This is a genomic window from Psychrobacter okhotskensis, assembly GCF_965638355.1.
GTDB classification, from domain to species: Bacteria; Pseudomonadota; Gammaproteobacteria; order Pseudomonadales; family Moraxellaceae; genus Psychrobacter; species Psychrobacter okhotskensis.
Genome location: NZ_OZ281822.1, coordinates 2,986,302 through 3,003,925, shown reverse-complemented (window position 1 = coordinate 3,003,925; position 17,624 = coordinate 2,986,302). Strand labels below are relative to the sequence as shown.

Genomic DNA, 17,624 nt, shown 5'->3' with positions numbered 1-17,624 from the left:
TAGCGACTAGGCCGATTTACGAACACCCGTTCTAGCAGGTTTCTTGCCTTTCAATTTGCGTGACAGCTTATTGACGTCATTCAGTATTTTGCTATAGCTTGCTGGAAACACGCGCTGTACGGCGTCGATCATTTTGGCATCGTTACCAATCAAGCAGCGCGGCTGGTTGCTTGCGGCCGCTTGCAGAATAATCCAAGCGGCATCGCTGGCATCGAACTTTAAGAATTTATTAAAACTGCTGATCGCTTTGCTGCCACCACGCATGCCAAGGTCACTGATGCTGTCATTACCACGCGCACTATTGGCAATATTGGTTTTGATGCCACCTGGGTGAATGCAAGTCGCTGAGACGCCGCAGCGCTGAATGTCGAGCTCTTGACGTAGGCTCTCGGTAAAGCCACGTACCGCAAACTTACTGGAATTATAGGCAGACTGCGAAGGCTGAGCGGTCAAACCAAACAGACTTGAGATATTAATGATATGACCATGTTCGTCAAATTGGCGTGCTTTGCTGTCTTTACCGCTTTTAGTCGATTCGCTTTCTTTGACGCTATTTTTGATCAAAGGTAAAAAGGCTTTGGTGCCATAGACCACACCCCAAAAATTGATATCCATGACCCATTCAAGCTCATCGATACTGCTGCCTTCTACGGTCGAATATAGCGCCACGCCTGCATTGTTAAAGATGAAGTTCACTTTGCCGTGATCGCTCATGACGTCGTCTGCCCACGCTTGCACCGCTTTATTGTCTGAGACGTCGAGTACGGTCATAGTGACTTTGACATCATAACCGACGAGCAGTGCTTTGGTTTGGGCTAACTGCTCAGGATTGATATCGGATAGCGCGACATGACAGCCCATTTTTGCTAAATGAATGGCAAGCTCGCGACCCATACCAGAGCCGGCACCAGTGATAGCAGCGACATGATTGCGGTAATAGGGGGTAATGTCATGGTTTTCATTAGCAGAAAAAGGGAGGTGCTGACGTAGGGAGGTTGCTATAGAAGTAACGTTGTTAAACATGATGAACAATCCTTTGTATCATTGATTCGGGAGGTTTGGTCGTAACTTTGGTCATCACTTTAGTCATGACTAAGGAGACCGCATAAGAAGTCGCTTTACCTTAGCATGATTTATGAATTTACCTGCCCACGATTGATAAACGCAGCTGTCATTTTTTGAGCCACCTATAGTCAGTGAAAAGTAATATCGAACCATCACGCACTGCTGATATCCATTTTTCTTGCTTGCTGCGTCTGTGCAGACAGACCCTATATCATTAAAAATGACCAGACATAAAAAAAGCGTCTTAGCATAATGCCAGACGCTTTTTTTGATGACAGTCAATTAAATAATTAGCTGTTATCATTGAACTATATATTAAGCGATTTCAGGGGTCTTGCCGTCGTTGATCACTTGCTCATCGACGAGCACAGTCTTTGCATCTTTCATAGACGGCAGCTCATACATAGTATCAAGCAACGCATTTTCTACGATAGAGCGTAAACCGCGAGCACCGGTTTTGCGTGCCATTGCTTTTTTGGCAATCGCATCAAGCGCTTCTTTGGTAAAGCTAATATCAGCGCCTTCCATATCGAACAAGTACTTATATTGCTTAACCAAAGCGTTCTTTGGTTCCGTCAATATTTGTACTAGCGCTTCTTCATCAAGCTCTTGCAGCGCGGCCAACACGGGCAGACGACCAATCAGCTCAGGAATCAGACCGAACTTGATTAAATCTTCTGGCTCGACTTGCTGGAGCAAATCTGAGCTACGTTTACTGTCATCTTTTGAGCTGACATCAGCATTGAAACCAATACCAGTTTTTTCTGTACGCTGCTGGATGACTTTATCAAGACCGGCAAACGCGCCACCAACGATGATAAGGATGTTGCTGGTATCGACTTGGATCAGCTCTTGCTGTGGATGCTTACGCCCACCGTGTGGCGGGATAGCAGCAACCGTGCCTTCGATAAGCTTTAGCAAAGCTTGCTGTACACCTTCGCCCGACACGTCACGCGTGATAGAAGGGTTGTCGCCTTTCTTACTGATTTTATCAATCTCATCGATATAGATGATGCCCTGCTCAGCTTTGCTCACATCGTAATCCGAGGCTTGCAAGAGCTTTTGCACAATGTTCTCAACGTCTTCACCAACATAACCCGCTTCGGTCAAGGTGGTGGCATCGGCCATTGCAAACGGCACATCAAGCAAGCGCGCTAGGGTTTGCGCTAGTAAGGTCTTACCAGAGCCTGTCGGACCAATCAGCAAGATATTGCTTTTTGACAATTCAACCATTGCTTCATCAGCGCCAATCTTAGCTTTTTTGCTATCATTCGCCAAAGTTTGACTGACTTTTAGACGCTTATAATGGTTATAAACAGCGACCGCCAAGGCCTTTTTAGCAGCGTCTTGCCCGATGACATACTCATCGAGTTTGGCACGCAGCTCTTTTGGCGTTGGCAGTTTTTTATTGACCCAAGAGGTATCAATATCGCCATCAGCATCGTCATTGTCGGTATCAACATCCGCAATCAGGTCGGTACATAACTCAATACACTCATTACAGATATTGGCATCGTCAGCGGCAATCAGCTGTTTTACTTCGCTTTTTTCTTTGCCACAAAAAGAGCAATGCGGTGTTTTATCTTCTGCCATATAAAGGCACTCCTAAAATTTAAAACGTACAGTCATTCCACTATAAAAGTATTACTGCGTTAACCTCGCTTGAAGTATCACTTATACATCTACACTCGGTTGCCTTGTACTACTTTTAAATTGAATCGACTATATCAGTATTCCGATTGTTTGCATAAATGCCAAAGCACATAGGGCAAAGGCATTTAATGCTTATCAAAGCTGCTATATCATCATTATAATGAGTTAGGGCGACGTTCTAATACTTCGTCGACCAAACCATACTCTTTGGCCTCTTTGGCATCCAACCAATAGTCACGTTCGACATCTTTTTCGATTTTCTCAACTGGTTGACCGGTACGCTCAGCCAAAATCTCATTTAAGCGAGCACGAGTTTTTAGAATTTCACGCGCATTAATTTCGATATCAGTTGCTTGACCTTGCGCGCCGCCTGATGGTTGGTGAATCATCACGCGCGAGTTGGCTAGGGCATAACGTTTGCCTTTTTCGCCTGCTGCCAATAAGAACGAACCCATGCTATAAGCGCCGCCCATACAAATGGTCGATACTTCAGGTTTGATAAAGTTCATGGTATCAAAAATAGCCAAACCAGCGCTCACGGAGCCGCCCGGTGAGTTGATATATAAATGGATGTCTTTATCAGGGTTTTCAGCTTCTAAAAATAGCAGCTGAGCGACGATCAAGTTGGCCATATGGTCTTCAACTTGACCGGTCAAAAAGATAACACGCTCACGTAATAGGCGTGAGAAAATATCAAACGAGCGTTCACCGCGCGCTGACTGCTCAACCACCATAGGAACCAATGCTGCTTGAGTCGTACTTTGTACGTTGTCATGCGCACTCATCAGCATATCAAAATGCGGGTTAGCAGTAATACGATCATAATCTGTCATAAAGATGTCCTGTTTATAAGTACATAAAATAAAGAGAATAAAGAAATAGGGATTAGCAAACAGCCAAGCTTTTATTGATGCTTATCATTGTAAATGTTGTCGTCTTTTAATCATACTAACGGGCTAAAATAATAAGCGCCAGATGTCGCTAAAAATAATTGAACCAATGGTAACTTTTTTATGGGGGCAATAATAACGTTTTAATGTGACAAACGATAAATGACTCCCTATTAATAAGGCGTCTATAGACATTTATCAAGGGCACAAGCCATAAAGCACCAATAAAAATGCCCTAACAGAGCGTTAGGGCATTTTTAATACATTCTAAAGCAGTAGCGCTAAAATGCTAAATTACATTGCTTGCTGCTGTTGTTGCTGAGCAGCTAGCAAATCTTGGTAGCTCACTTCTTTATCCGTGACTTTACCTTGCTCGATTAGATAATCAACCACTTGGTCTTCTAGAACGACAGACTCAATGTTCGCGCGCTGTTGCTTATCAGTGGTGTAGTATTCGATCACTTCTGCTGGATCTTCATAGTTTTCAGCGGCTTCTTTAATGAAAGTCTCAACGCGGTCTTGGTCCACTTCGATACCTTTGGTGTCGATAACACGAGCAACGATGATGCCAAGACGGGCAGCACGTAGCGCTTGCTCTTCGAACAACTCATTTGGCAGCATGTCTTTATCGAAGCTATCAGCATTGGCACCGAATTGCTGAGAAAAACGTTGCATCATCATGTTGCGTTGACGCTCGATTTCTTGCTCTAGCATGGCGTTTGGCACGTCAAACTCGTTCTTTTCTAGTAGCGCATCAAAAGTCGCTTGTTTTACTTGGCTACGCGCTGCGTTCTTGATTTCGCGTTCCATGTTTTTGCGTACGTCTTCTTTTAATTTCTCAACGCCGCCTTCTTTAACACCGAATAGCTCTAGGAACTCTTCGTTGATTTCAGGTAATTTTGATTTTTCAACCAATTTTACGTTGATTTTGAATTGCGCTTCTTTACCCGCTAGGTTCTCAGCTTGGTAATCTTCTGGGAACGTGACGTCGATCACTTTTTCTTCGCCAGCTTTCATGCCTTTGATACCATCTTCAAAGCCTGGAATCATCTGGTTGCTACCGATGACCAATTTGAAGTCTTCAGATGAGCCGCCTTCGAATTTTTCGCCGTCGATTGAGCCTTCAAAGTCAAAGGTTACTTGGTTATCTTTGGCCGCTTTACCTTTTTTCTCAACGAACTCTTCACGTTGTTTTTGTAGGTTTTCGATCATTGTGTCGACGTCTTCTTCGCTAACTTTAGCCGTGTGACGCTCAACTTCGATTTCATCGATACCTTGGACGTCAACTTCTGGGAAGATCTCGACAGTGGCTTGATAAACCAAGAAATCGTCTTCTAGTTTTACATCGTCGATGTTAGGCATGCCAACTGCGCGGATGTCTTCAGATTTGATCGCTTCAAAAACGGTATCACGGATCACATCGTTGATGACTTCTTGTTGAATGCCAGCACCGTACTGTGAACGGATATGTGACATAGGGACATTACCTTTACGGAAACCGTCAATCTTGGCAGTTTTCGCTACTTGGCGAATACGGCCTTCAACTTTGTTTTGAATTTTTTCAACGGGTACTTTAACCGTTAGCTGAGTTTCTTTATTAGATAGCTTGTTGGTTGTGACTTGTAAATCTGTAGCCATGTTAGTTACACCTTTAGGATTAAATAGTAATAGACAACCAAGCTGCAAAATACGCGTGAGCTACTGGTTGCCGTTGGAATAAATAGGGGATATTGATAGCGCGCAATTTCGCAGCCCATGCCCGTAGCAATCGCTACTGACACAAAAATGTGAAAAGCTTTATTTTGATAAACGCTACCAAATATCAATAATAAGCCGCTAATGTACCGCATAATAACGCTTTTTGCTCAATTATACAGACAAATAACGGCTTTCAATAAAATTTTAAAAGTAGAACAGTATAATCTATCTGCTTATTAAAGTAAAAGTTATCTGTTTATCATCCGTTTACTTTGCGTCCACTATAGTACCAATCGCGCTTAGAGAGTGCTTTGAGCATTTCATTTGACTGCTTGATAGTAACGTTAGCATGACTATCAAATGCAAAATAAGCTATAACCGTCTTTAGCGCTAGCGCTTATCAATGGTGCTTATAAAGGCAGTTGTGCCAATAGTTGCTGAATCGCCTGACCGCGATGGCTAATGCGGTTTTTATCCTCAGCGCTTAGGCTCGCCGCACTGGCTTGCAACTCTGGTAACCAAAATAGTGGATCATAGCCAAAGCCGCCATCGCCATGTGGCGCCGCCAAAATCTCACCGTGCCATAAACCTTGGGCTATAATCGGTAATGGGTCATCAGCATGACGCACCATTGCCAATACACAAACAAACATGCCTTTAATAGAAGCATCTGGCTTCGCTGCGCGAATAGGCTGCAAGTCAGCGATGAGCTTAGCATTATTTTTACTGTCATTGCCGTGCTCGCCCGCATAACGTGCCGAATAGATGCCGGGTGCGTTGCCCAATACTGGCACACAGAGTCCTGAGTCGTCAGCGATAGCAGGTAATCCGCTGGCTCGGCTGGCATGTCGCGCTTTGATAATGGCGTTCTCAACGAAGCTTAAGCCATCCTCAATCGCATCGTCGATATCGAGATGACCTTGCGGGATAATCGTCACATCCAAGTCAGCTTCGGCAAACAGTCTTTTAAACTCCGCCAGTTTGCCCTTATTATTACTGGCAAGTACCCATTGGCTATCTGGCGTTGTTTGTGTTGAATCAATTGAGGCTGTCGGCTGTTGATGAGTGTCTGTGGCGTTGCTATAACTCATGGTATTCGTCCATCATAGGGTTGTTTGTCAAGTAAACTGTTATTTTGACGTTTTATACGCTAGCGATAATAGTAAACAATGCGTGAGCGTTGTTTGTATGGTTTGCACAGGCATATTCTAAGCTAGCACCGGCTAAATTACCAATTAGCATAACGAATCAATGATTCATAACATTTGGTAACTGATATTTGTCGTTAATATTGCTATAATATAAGACAAGCTACAGTGAATTATATCTTATAGCTTGTAAACTTAAAGTTAATAATACTGTTAAACCCCAATAATGGCTTTTAAGTCAATAACTTGGTGTTTAACGCTGTAACAACGATTAAGTGTTGCTTGCTTGAGATAGCTTTCAAATTTAGAATTTTTTAGGTTTACCACGATATGCACAGCATATTGAGTAATAAATCTCACTAACAATAAACTAAGCCAATTTAGTCCAATAATTTATAGCATTCATTTGAAGCTATACCTAACACTAATGGCTAAACCAGCAAGGATAAAATAACTATGTCAAACATTACTTTACCAGACCTACCATATGCAAAAGATGCTTTAGAGCCGCACATCAGTGCTGAAACTTTAGAGTTCCATCATGATAAGCATCATAATGCATACGTGACTAAGCTTAACGAGTTGCTACCAGGTTCTGGTCTAGAAGACAAAACATTGCCAGAAATCATCGTAGCCACGGCTAAAGATGACAGCAAGCAAGGTATGTTCAACCAAGCAGCCCAAGTATGGAACCACACGTTCTATTGGAATTGCATGACGCCAACCAATGGCGGCGGCGAACCTACTGGCGACTTGAAAGCTAAAATTGAAGAAGATTTCGGTAGCTATGATAAGTTCCGTGAAGAGTTTAAAAACGCTGCACTCACTCAGTTCGGTTCAGGTTGGGCATGGCTAGTTGCTGATAAAGTCGGTGGCAAACTGTCAATTGCTAAAACAGCAAATGCTGATACACCACTTGCACATGACCAAGTAGCGGTATTGACTTGTGACGTGTGGGAACATGCATACTATATCGATTATCGTAACCGTCGTCCTGACTATGTTGACACGTTCCTAGACAAGCTAGTGAACTGGGACTACGCGAACGCAAAATACAAAGGTCAAGATGCTGGTGTTGAAGAGTAATCTTTAATCCAAGTATTTGATTAATAAAAAAGGACGCTGAGAGGCGTCCTTTTTTTTGGTTTGAAATATAGAATATACTATATCTAGCTGTTTTTCATTAGCCATTGATCGAAAGCTTCTTTTGAAACTTTTGTTAGAAAAGAAGAATATTTTTCTTTGTTATGGAGATATAAACAGTGTCTAATTATAGTGAAGGGATTTAATTTTTCATTAGATTCAGAGGCTTTTTCAAAAAATGATTTATACTGTTTCACTTTACTTATATTGTCTTTCATGTACTCATTAAAATCAGACCGAGTTATGTTTGGATCTACTGCAACTATTTCTTGCGTAAAGCCATCTACTTTATAGTCTTCAAAATCATAGTCTTTAAAAAAATGTTTTACTATTTTTAAGAACCCGAATGCATTCAACCGTCCATTGCTACTGCTTTTTGTATTCTCAGTTGGTCCAGTAGATCCATTCTTTGTAGTCTCACTAACTTCAATCTCCTCTCTTTCGACTTTTGCAATTTCTTCTTCAGTTGCTAACTTTATTTCTTTAAACTCTCTATCAGCTAGTTCGAATAGTGCGGCTAAAGTATTGATTCTTCGCTTAAGTGAGCTTGGAATGCTTTTTTTATACTTAATCTTATGATCTAAAACACTCCATGAATCTTGAGTGATTGTTCTAATTTGAATTTCAAAATTAAAATTAGTAAATTTTTTATATTCAGGTAATTCTCGTCTTTGCTCTCCAATTTTTAAATCTAAATGTAGACCTTTATAGCCAAAAGAATCTTCAGTGCTTTCAACTTGAGATATTTTATCTGTTTCATCTATTATAGAAAAATGGTCTGCTAGTATGTTTTTTATTTTTTCAATATCATCTTCATATAAGCACACTACTCTAATGCCAATTAAGTCCGTAATTTTATCTTTAATTATATAGTCAGTAGAAGATGACTCAAGTTTTTTACGATATTTGACATTAAATTTTCTTATACATTCTTCTTTATCTTTTAATCTGCTTTCTATTCTTGAAATAGGTATATCTTCAGAGAAATTAATTAAGGTGCTTATGAGAGTTTTAAAAGAATCTGTTGCTCCTTCCAATAATTTAATATTACTTGAATAATAGTCTCTAAAATCATTTTTTTCTTTCTCAAAATCTAAAGAAGGCATGTAAATTTCCTATAATTATTGGGAAGAGATAGTATATTTAGTTTAGTGATATAACTGCTTATTTAGAACAAGGGATATGTAAAATTTTAGATAAATGAAGAATAGATCTCTTGTATAAGTCATTGCTAGCCCTTGTAACTCCGTCAGTGGAAGTCAATGAACTGGTACTTTTTCAAGAGGTCTAGTATATGCGCACTATAGTATTACGAAATCTAATAATCAAGTGAAAGATAAACAATGTTTTAGTTATATTAGAGTGCATTTCATACACACTCCATAAAAGTAAATATTTAGGTAGAGTTTATATACATGAATATGTTTTTGTCATTAATACAAGTTAATTTTGTAAAATTTATCAGTATGTAAGAAGCATTCTACGCTGACAGACAGTTTCGCTATCCACTCTACAAAACCTCAAACCCAAACTTACCCAACGCTTCCCTCAACATCGCAATATTATAATACGCATGTGCTTTGGTAGTATTTTGAAAGAAGATATATAACGTATCAAAATGCTGACGCTGATTGGCAATCGCTTGCGCCCAATCGTTCATCTCTGCTTCACTATAGCGATAATCATGACGATCGGCAGCGCTCATCGCATCCCACCAGTTTAGATTATTACCATGCATACGCAGGTAACCAGTTCGCTCGGTAAATATTAGCCGTGACGGCGGCAGACCGCTGACTTTGGGATAATCGACGCTACACCAAATCAAGCCTTGCTTGATAAAGCTATCGACCACTTGCGGGGTGTGCCAGCCATTATGACGAAACTCAACCGCTAACGGATAGTCTTTAAACCAGCTAACGAGATTGGCGAGATAAAGCCGATGCTCATGGGTACGATCAAAACCATGTGGGAATTGCAGCAGTAATGGCGCGAGAGCGTTGGCTTCGATAAGTGGCGTTAGAGCAGTAATAAATGCTTGCGCGTGTTCGGCTGTGCCTTTACGCGCGTGGGTAAAGTCTTGGTGCAGTTTGACCGCGAACTTCAATTCACTGTCTACTTGCACATAGGCTTTATTGACCATACCGGCAAAGGCTTTTTGACCGATAGGCGCGTAGAAAGTGCTATTAATCTCGACCGCGCCGTATTGCTTGGCGTATTCGCGTAAGAAGTCCGTTTTTTTGGTGCCGGTTGGGTACAGCGTACCAAGCAGATCGGTGTCGCTATAGCCACCAGTGCCAAGGTAGATACGCTGAGTAGGGGTACTTTCCATGTTGACCACCCTTTATCGATTTTAATTATGATTGCTACGCTTATTTTTTACGTGACCATAGCCATTCGATTAATGCCAATAGTGCGTCGTTGTCTGTATTATCACCAAGCTCACGAATGATGGCCGCGCGCCCGTCATTAAAGAGCGATTGCGCATAGCTGGTTGCCTGCTCAACGCCCATCAATTTTACATAGGTAGATTTGTCTAACTTTTCATCGCTGCCAGCAGGTTTGCCAAGCGTATCGGTGCTGGTGGTGACGTCTAAAATATCGTCCTGAACCTGAAAAGCCAGACCAATATGCTGTGCACAATCCTGCAAGGCCATACGCTGTGGAGCGGTCGCGCCAGCACAGATACCGCCCATTAACATCGCAGCTTCTATTAATGCACCTGTTTTATCACGGTGGATGGCTTCTAACTCGCTTTGCGTGATATCAATGCTGGCTTCAGCATTCAGATCGAGCATTTGCCCTGAAACCATGCGTCTGGCACGCGGCGCAAATATCGCGATTAATTGGCTGGCGATAGCGGAGTCAAAGGGTGCAAAAGTGGGCAGCTCTGCGGTCAATACCTCAAAGGCTAGCGTCTGTAGCACGTCACCAGCGAGCAGGGCGGTTGATTCTGCAAAGACAATATGCGCGGTCGGCTGACCACGGCGCAAGTCGTCATCGTCCATACACGGCAAATCATCATGCACCAATGAATAGGTATGCAACAGCTCTACTGCCAACGCTGCACGGCGCGCCATATCATAGTCGGAATCGTTTTCTAGTAGTGATTCTAAATCGCTATTTTGAAGGGCTTTGTTATCAATGCTTTTATCCACACTTTCATCGTCATTACTAACATTATTATTAGCGCTTCCATTAACATTGTCATTATTATTAAAGGCATCATTAGCATTGCTACGATTTATGCTGTCAAAGGCACTGGCAACCAATAATGGGCGTACCAATTTACCTTGACCAGTCATCACGTAGCGGCAGGCATCAAGCAGTGGGTTTGGCAGCTCGGCATAAGCAAACAGCACGTCGATATCTTGTGACAATTGCGCGCGCACGGTGCTGTGAAATTGCTCAGTGTTGTTGTCAAAGCTAGCAAAGGATACAAGTCTTGAAGGCATAAAGCTTGGCATAGAAGAAACAGTCATAACCCAACCATCTATCAGGTGAATAATAAAAACGGTATTAGTGTAGCATGATAGGTTGTATTGCTTATGCGACACATGGTATCAATAGAGGGTTTTTTTGCAATTTAAAGCAGTCGTATGATGGTAAGGTATCCGTGCTTGAGCGCAATATGGCAACAAGGCACCGTTACGTATTGCTGATTTAACTTAGCGGTTGAATATGTTTTGATAAGGGAGCGCGTCGGGCATTTTATGCCGATTATCTACCCTGTTTAGCGTGTTAATAATTCAGTATACAGATACTCACTAAAGCACGTTCGCCGCTAGGTAAAGGGCTAGTATCGACTTAAGAGTGACTTGCGAGTATGGTATTAGCTTGTGACAGTCAGGGGCATAATCCCCTACACTAATTGACGTAAAAATGGTCTGATGACAATGTTGACGACGCTATTGTGCTTTTAACCACCCCATCTGATTGATAAAGCTCAGTATTGGCTCAAATCCCAGTCAGCATCTATAACATCAGTACCTGTAGCAATAGCATATAAATGAAGCGCCTTATGCATCGGTGCAATAAAGTTAGCATAGATGTATAGCAATGAGCGCTGGATAATAAAGATATCTTCACTGCTTAATCTGTCATGTATTTATGGTTATGATACAGCAGATTGGCGGTGCTATTACCCGTTTTACTAACAATAACCGGCTATTTTTTATATTCTAAAACATCGCTTTTATGATGTAATTTTTATCACTTAGCTTTTACTACATAGCCTTTATTACATAGCAAGGAGTTCCACATGGTATACCAAGGAAATCGCATCACGGTGACAATGCTAGAAGATGGCATCGCCAACATGCAGTACAACGCCGAAAATGAGAGCGTGAACAAGTTTGATGCTGAGACCAACAAGCAATTTGGTGAAGCGGTTACTGCATTAGAAAAAGCCGATAACGTCAAAGGTTTGATCGTAACCTCAAGCAAAGGCGTGTTTATCGCTGGTGCTGATATCACAGAATTTGTCGGCTCTTTTAAAAATCCAGAAAGCGAGATCAAAGACTGGGTCATTAGTATCAATCATGACTTTAATCGTTTTGAAGATTTGCCGTTTCCAAAAGTAGCGGCCATCAATGGCGCAGCGCTTGGCGGTGGTTGTGAGATGACCTTGGTTTGTGAATACCGTGTCATGAGCGACAAAGCTATCATTGGTCTACCAGAAACCCAACTGGGTATCTTCCCAGGTTTTGGTGGTACGGTTCGTAGTACGCGTGTGATTGGTATCGATAATGCGCTTGAATTAATCGCGACTGGTACACCGAAAAAACCACTGGACGCACTAAAACTTGGTCTCGTTGATGCAACCGTTGCTGCAGATGACTTGCAAGATGCTGCGATTGACCTAGTCAAAAAATGTATCTCAGGTGAGCTTGATTGGCAAGCGAAGCGTGAAGAGAAGCTTGCGCCTGTTAAGCTAAATCAGCTTGAGCAAGCGATGGCATTTAACAGTGCTAAAGGTATGATCTTTGCCAAAGCCAATCCTAAGCAGTATCCTGCGCCTGCGCTTGCTATTGAAGCAATCGAAAAGCATGTCAATCTGCCTCGTGACAAAGCAATCGAAGTCGAAGCGACTTACTTTGCAAAAGCGGCGAAAACCCCACAAGCAGAAAGCTTGGTTGGTCTATTTTTAAACGATCAGTTGGTTAAGAAACTTGCTAAGCAGCATAGTAAGCAAGCACATGAAATCAATGAAGCGGCCGTACTTGGCGCGGGTATCATGGGCGGCGGTATCGCTTATCAAGCAGCCAGTAAAGGCTTGCCAATCATCATGAAAGACATCAAGTCTGAGCAATTAGACCTTGGTATGGGCGAAGCCAGCAAGCTACTTGGCAAAATGGTCGAACGTAAGAAAATGACCCCAGCTAAAATGGGTGAAACGTTAAGCCGTATCCGTCCGACTTTGAACTATGGTGACTTTGCTGAAACTGATATCGTTATCGAAGCGGTGGTAGAAAATCCAAACGTTAAGCGTGCAGTACTAAAAGAAGTAGAAGGCTTGGTAAAAGACGATTGTATCCTAGCGTCAAATACGTCAACTATCTCTATTACTTTCTTGGCTGAAGCACTTGAGCGTCCAGAAAATTTCGTCGGTATGCATTTCTTTAACCCGGTAAGCCGTATGCCATTGGTTGAAGTCATTCGTGGTGAAAAGTCCTCTGAAGAAGCCATTTCTACTACGGTCGCCTTGGCTACTAAAATGGGTAAAGTGCCTGTAGTTGTGAACGACTGCCCAGGTTTCTTGGTAAACCGTGTGTTATTCCCATACTTTGGTGCCTTTGACTTGCTCCTTAAGCAAGGTGCGGACTTTGCTCATGTCGATAAAGTCATGGAAAAATTCGGCTGGCCGATGGGTCCTGCTTACCTAATCGACGTCGTTGGTTTAGATACTGGCGTACACGGCGCAGAAGTCATGGCAGAAGGTTTCCCTGACCGCATGAAGCCTGATTATAAAGGCGCGATTGAGCTTTTATATGAAAACAAACGCTTAGGTCAGAAAAACGGTGTTGGTTTCTATAAATATGAGATGGACAAACGCGGCAAACCAAAGAAAGTTGCTGATGAAGCGACTTATGAGCTATTAAAAGCCACGACAGATAGCGACAAGCAGACCTTTGAAGATCAAGCAATTATTGACCGCACTATGCTGGCTTTCTGCAATGAAACTGTACGCTGCCTAGAAGACAATATCGTCAGCACGCCATCAGAAGCTGATATGGCGATGATTATGGGCGTTGGTTTCCCGCCATTCCGCGGTGGTCCTTGCCGTTATATCGACCAAATGGGTCTAGATAACTACTTGGCACTGTGTGAAAAATACGCATACCTTGGCAAAGCCTATGAAGCCCCGCAAAAGATTCGCGATATGGCAGCAGCAGGCGAGACCTTTTACGCCACGGCGTAATGGGCAGTCATTACTAGGATAAAGTGCAGTACATCATGCTCGATAAGATTATTGGTAATTAATTTATTATTAGTAACCTTAACATTCTAAATTAGATAGGCGAGCATTGCGGTACTGCCACTGACAATAAAAATTGAAAAGGAAAATAGTATGACAACTTTAAGTCCAAAAGACGTGGTCATCGTAGATGGCGTACGCTCAGCAATGGGTAAAACTAAAAACGGCATGTTCCGCCATGTTCGCGCCGATAGCATGTCTGCTGAATTGGTCCGTGCCTTGGTTGAGCGTAACGACTTTGACCCACGTGACGTCGAAGACATCATCTGGGGCTGTGTCAATCAGACGCTAGAGCAAGGTTTGAACATCGGTCGTAACATTGGTCTGCTAGCTGGTATTCCAAAGACTGCTGGTGGTCAAACGGTTAACCGTCTATGTGGTTCATCTATGCAGGCGCTTCACACTGCTGCTGCTCAAATCATGACCAACCAAGGTGACGTTTTCATCATCGGTGGTGTTGAGCATATGGGTCACGTCGGCATGATGCATGGCGTTGATCTCAACCCTGAAGCGTCAAAGCACTATGCAAAAGCTTCAAACATGATGGGCTTGACTGCTGAAATGCTTGGTCGTATGAACAATATCACTCGTGAAGAGCAAGATGCTTTCGGTCTTGAGTCACATCGCCGCGCATGGGCTGCAACGACTGAAGGTCGTTTTGACAATGAAATCATCGGTATCGAAGGTCATGATGCTGCTGGTCGCTTGCAACTATGTACCGTTGATGAAGTGATTCGTCCAGACGCGACGATGGAGCAAATGCAAAAGCTACGCCCAGCCTTTGATCCTAAAGGTGGCACGGTGACTGCTGCAACCTCATCTGCCCTGTCTGACGGTGCGTCAGCGATGCTAATGATGAGCGCGCAAAAAGCCAAAGAATTAGGTCTAAAGCCACGTGCACGTATTCGTAGCATGGCAGTCGCTGGTTGTGATGCCGCTATCATGGGTTATGGTCCTGTACCTGCGACGCAAAAAGCCCTTAAGCGTGCTGGCATGAGCATCGATGACATGCAAACCATCGAGCTAAACGAAGCGTTTGCCGCGCAAGGCTTGTCAGTCCTAAAAGCCTTGAACTTGACGGACAAGCAAGACATCGTCAATATCAACGGTGGTGCGATTGCCCTAGGCCATCCACTAGGATGTTCAGGCGCTCGTATCACGGTTACTTTGCTAAATGCGATGGAGCAGTCAGATACTGAAATCGGTCTAGCGACGATGTGTATCGGTCTTGGTCAAGGTATCGCGACGATTATTGAGCGTGTGTAAGCTTTAAATTTTTTATAGCTGTTAGCTTATTATTTTTCAATGAAACCCTTAGTCATAATGACTAGGGGCTTTTTTATGGAGTCAATAAAGTAGAGAAAGATATCATATTACTCATTAATAAAAATTATCTCCATTGACGCCCTCAGCAAACTATGACTAAATAAGAGCTAGGTTTAATAATAATGATATAGAGGCCAAATATAGCGTCGCCTTTACCTATTAATATCAGTCGTACAAGGAGTGTGCCATGTCTACTATGATTACCGATCGTACCTATCGAATCGCTCGCGAAAATACCCAAGCGATGATAATCGATGTTCAAGAACGCTTAACGCCGCATATTTATGACCATGAAAATATCGTCAAAAAGACAGTCACTTTGATCAAAGGTCTACAAGCCCTCAACATCCCAATTATGCTCAATGAGCAATATAAAAAGGGACTCGGCGATACCCTGCCTGAGATACGTGATGTGCTAGAAGGCGACAATGCCAAAAGCTTTGAAAAAATCACTTTTAGCGCTTGTGATAATGACGATTCATGGCATTATTTAGCCCAACAAAATCGTAGCATTGTTCTATTATTTGGGGTGGAGGCGCATGTCTGCGTCATGCAAACGGCGCTTGATTTGCTCGATAATGGTATGCAGCCAGTGATTATTGGTGATGCGGTTGGCTCGCGCTTTCCTTATGATAAGAAGCAAGCGATTCGCCGTATCCGCCGCGCTGGTGGCGTGATTAGTACGGTAGAATCCATTCTTTTTGAATTGTGCCGCAGTAGTAAAGACCCTGCTTTTAAGACCATTAGTAATTTGATTAAGTGACTTAATTAGCTTAATTAGCTGGATTGATTGGTTATAAGACAATGTTTAATCATTAATAAAAAAGATAGCGCTTAAGGCTTAGGCGCTATCTTTTTTAAATGCTAACTTTTTTCGCCTTTAAGTAACGATTTGAAATAAGGCTCTTAAACAACTTTTGAAGTTGGTTTAACAGTAGGTTTAATTACTGGTTTGTCCTTTATTTTCAAGACTAAAAAAGTGGCTAAAGCGACGGCAATAATCAGTACCCAGCCAGTCGGCATCCAACTGCCTGTCAATCCTTTCACGCTCTGCATCAGCAACACCATCATAACGCCACCGAGATTGCCCATCATCATCAGCATGGCAACTGCTTTGGCGGCTTGTGACGCATGTACGGTGTCTTCAGCAGCGGCAATCAGTAATGGATAACCTGCCAACAAGAAAAATCCTAATATAAAGCTCAGCAATAATGTTGTGGTTCCTGTCGTTAAATATAACAAGGGATAGGTGGCGCTAGCACCAATTAGCGTTGCCAATATTAAAAAAATGCGCCGTTTTTGTAGATAGTCAGATAATAGCGGAATCAGTAGCGCGCCTAAAATACCGCCGACGATCAGCATGGCAGTAATGATGCCCGCCGTCGCTTCATCAATGCCGCGGGGCGCAAGAATAGGTGCAATCCAGTTACTCAGCCCATTAAAATAACCCATCGCAATAAACACCGCTAATGAGATAAACCATAGGCGCTTATTTTTTAATAGCGATTCGATTTCGTGCAGTGAGATAGCGCTATCTTGTTGTTTGGGTTTTTCAACGACCACTAATAAAAAGCCTACTACTGCCACCGCCGTAATAATAACATTGATAAGTAGCATGCCAGAGAAGCCAAACGCCTCGATTAATGGGGCAGGGGCAAAAGCACCAAGGGCAGTCGCCAAAAACATCCCGCCCATAATCACGCCCGTTACGGTGGCGATTTGCGATTTATCAAACCAATCCGAGGTCACCTGATTAATGGCATTGGTAATATACGGCTGAGCGATGGCGATAAGCAATTGCCCTGCAAATACTAGCCAATAATGATCAGCGCCCAACCAGCGTATGATTGAGCCTATCAGCATAAGCAGCGCGGCTATGCTTACGATTTTTTTATAGCCAATGTTATCGAGCACCTTGCCTGAATGGATGGCAAGCAACACAAAAACGATAGGGAACATCAAAGTTAATAAATTGGCGAAAAACTCATTAACGCCGAAATGTGCCTCGGTGCTAATTACGATGGTCGCAAAGGTCAGCCATAAAAACTGATTGACCCCAAGTAAAAGAGAGAATCCTGCGATAATAAGCCATTTATTAGGCGGTTTTTTCTTAAAAGGTGGTGCCGTAGCAAGTGGTAAAGTGGCACGCGTTGCAGCGTCAGTGGTGGGTGGCATCGACATATCCTTGTCTGGTGCAGGTTCTTATAAATTGTTTTACAATCTGCC

General features: G+C 42.7%; 14 protein-coding genes. 4 read left to right on the top strand and 10 right to left on the bottom strand.

The features are described from left to right. Nucleotides 1–6: 6 nt before the first annotated feature. The 6 genes from ACSUPM_RS12460 to rdgB form a co-directional block, all read right to left on the bottom strand. On the bottom strand, nucleotides 7–894 hold the full coding sequence (locus ACSUPM_RS12460; RefSeq protein ID WP_051395108.1) for an SDR family NAD(P)-dependent oxidoreductase: 888 nt from the start codon (nucleotides 892–894) through the stop codon (nucleotides 7–9). A 486-nt stretch (nucleotides 895–1,380) separates the two neighbouring features. Next, complete coding sequence (clpX, locus tag ACSUPM_RS12455) at nucleotides 1,381–2,658, bottom strand: ATP-dependent protease ATP-binding subunit ClpX (protein ID WP_025652534.1); 1,278 nt, start codon at nucleotides 2,656–2,658, stop codon at nucleotides 1,381–1,383. Nucleotides 2,659–2,873: 215 nt separating this feature from the next. After that, a complete protein-coding gene (gene clpP / locus ACSUPM_RS12450; RefSeq protein ID WP_037025478.1) occupies nucleotides 2,874–3,503 on the bottom strand; it encodes an ATP-dependent Clp endopeptidase proteolytic subunit ClpP in 630 nt (209 codons plus the stop codon). Between the two features lie 399 nt (nucleotides 3,504–3,902). Continuing rightward, on the bottom strand, nucleotides 3,903–5,246 hold the full coding sequence (gene tig / locus ACSUPM_RS12445) for a trigger factor (protein ID WP_025652532.1): 1,344 nt from the start codon (nucleotides 5,244–5,246) through the stop codon (nucleotides 3,903–3,905). 5 nt (nucleotides 5,247–5,251) lie between these two features. Beyond that, nucleotides 5,252–5,458, bottom strand: a complete 207-nt coding sequence (locus tag ACSUPM_RS12440) for a hypothetical protein (RefSeq protein WP_201617272.1) — start codon at nucleotides 5,456–5,458, stop codon at nucleotides 5,252–5,254. A 258-nt stretch (nucleotides 5,459–5,716) separates the two neighbouring features. Beyond that, nucleotides 5,717–6,397: an RdgB/HAM1 family non-canonical purine NTP pyrophosphatase gene (gene rdgB / locus ACSUPM_RS12435; protein WP_025652530.1), complete on the bottom strand. Its 681-nt coding sequence runs from the start codon at nucleotides 6,395–6,397 to the stop codon at nucleotides 5,717–5,719. Nucleotides 6,398–6,910: 513 nt separating this feature from the next. Here rdgB and ACSUPM_RS12430 point away from each other — a divergent pair. Beyond that, nucleotides 6,911–7,540: a superoxide dismutase gene (locus ACSUPM_RS12430; protein ID WP_025652529.1), complete on the top strand. Its 630-nt coding sequence runs from the start codon at nucleotides 6,911–6,913 to the stop codon at nucleotides 7,538–7,540. An 83-nt stretch (nucleotides 7,541–7,623) separates the two neighbouring features. Here ACSUPM_RS12430 and ACSUPM_RS12425 read toward each other — a convergent pair whose 3' ends face one another. The 3 genes from ACSUPM_RS12425 to ACSUPM_RS12415 all read right to left on the bottom strand — a co-directional run bounded on the left by ACSUPM_RS12425 (nucleotide 7,624) and on the right by ACSUPM_RS12415 (nucleotide 11,076). Continuing rightward, nucleotides 7,624–8,703 carry a GTP pyrophosphokinase gene (locus tag ACSUPM_RS12425; RefSeq protein ID WP_045455302.1) on the bottom strand — a complete coding sequence of 360 codons (1,080 nt, stop codon included), beginning with the start codon at nucleotides 8,701–8,703 and terminating at the stop codon, nucleotides 7,624–7,626. Nucleotides 8,704–9,107: 404 nt separating this feature from the next. Continuing rightward, nucleotides 9,108–9,926 carry a DUF72 domain-containing protein gene (locus tag ACSUPM_RS12420; RefSeq protein ID WP_436879991.1) on the bottom strand — a complete coding sequence of 273 codons (819 nt, stop codon included), beginning with the start codon at nucleotides 9,924–9,926 and terminating at the stop codon, nucleotides 9,108–9,110. Nucleotides 9,927–9,966: 40 nt separating this feature from the next. Beyond that, nucleotides 9,967–11,076 (bottom strand): polyprenyl synthetase family protein, encoded by a 1,110-nt coding sequence (locus tag ACSUPM_RS12415; RefSeq protein WP_436879990.1) that lies wholly within the window; start codon nucleotides 11,074–11,076, stop codon nucleotides 9,967–9,969. Between the two features lie 779 nt (nucleotides 11,077–11,855). Between ACSUPM_RS12415 and fadB the strand changes: the two genes are divergently transcribed. From fadB to ACSUPM_RS12400, 3 genes are all read left to right on the top strand, one after another. Then, nucleotides 11,856–14,015, top strand: a complete 2,160-nt coding sequence (gene fadB / locus ACSUPM_RS12410) for a fatty acid oxidation complex subunit alpha FadB (RefSeq protein ID WP_025652525.1) — start codon at nucleotides 11,856–11,858, stop codon at nucleotides 14,013–14,015. Between the two features lie 150 nt (nucleotides 14,016–14,165). Beyond that, nucleotides 14,166–15,338, top strand: a complete 1,173-nt coding sequence (gene fadA / locus ACSUPM_RS12405; protein WP_025652524.1) for an acetyl-CoA C-acyltransferase FadA — start codon at nucleotides 14,166–14,168, stop codon at nucleotides 15,336–15,338. 247 nt (nucleotides 15,339–15,585) lie between these two features. Then, complete coding sequence (locus ACSUPM_RS12400; RefSeq protein WP_025652523.1) at nucleotides 15,586–16,161, top strand: isochorismatase family protein; 576 nt, start codon at nucleotides 15,586–15,588, stop codon at nucleotides 16,159–16,161. Nucleotides 16,162–16,304: 143 nt separating this feature from the next. Here ACSUPM_RS12400 and ACSUPM_RS12395 read toward each other — a convergent pair whose 3' ends face one another. Then, nucleotides 16,305–17,573, bottom strand: a complete 1,269-nt coding sequence (locus ACSUPM_RS12395; RefSeq protein WP_025652522.1) for an MFS transporter — start codon at nucleotides 17,571–17,573, stop codon at nucleotides 16,305–16,307. Nucleotides 17,574–17,624 lie beyond the last annotated feature (51 nt).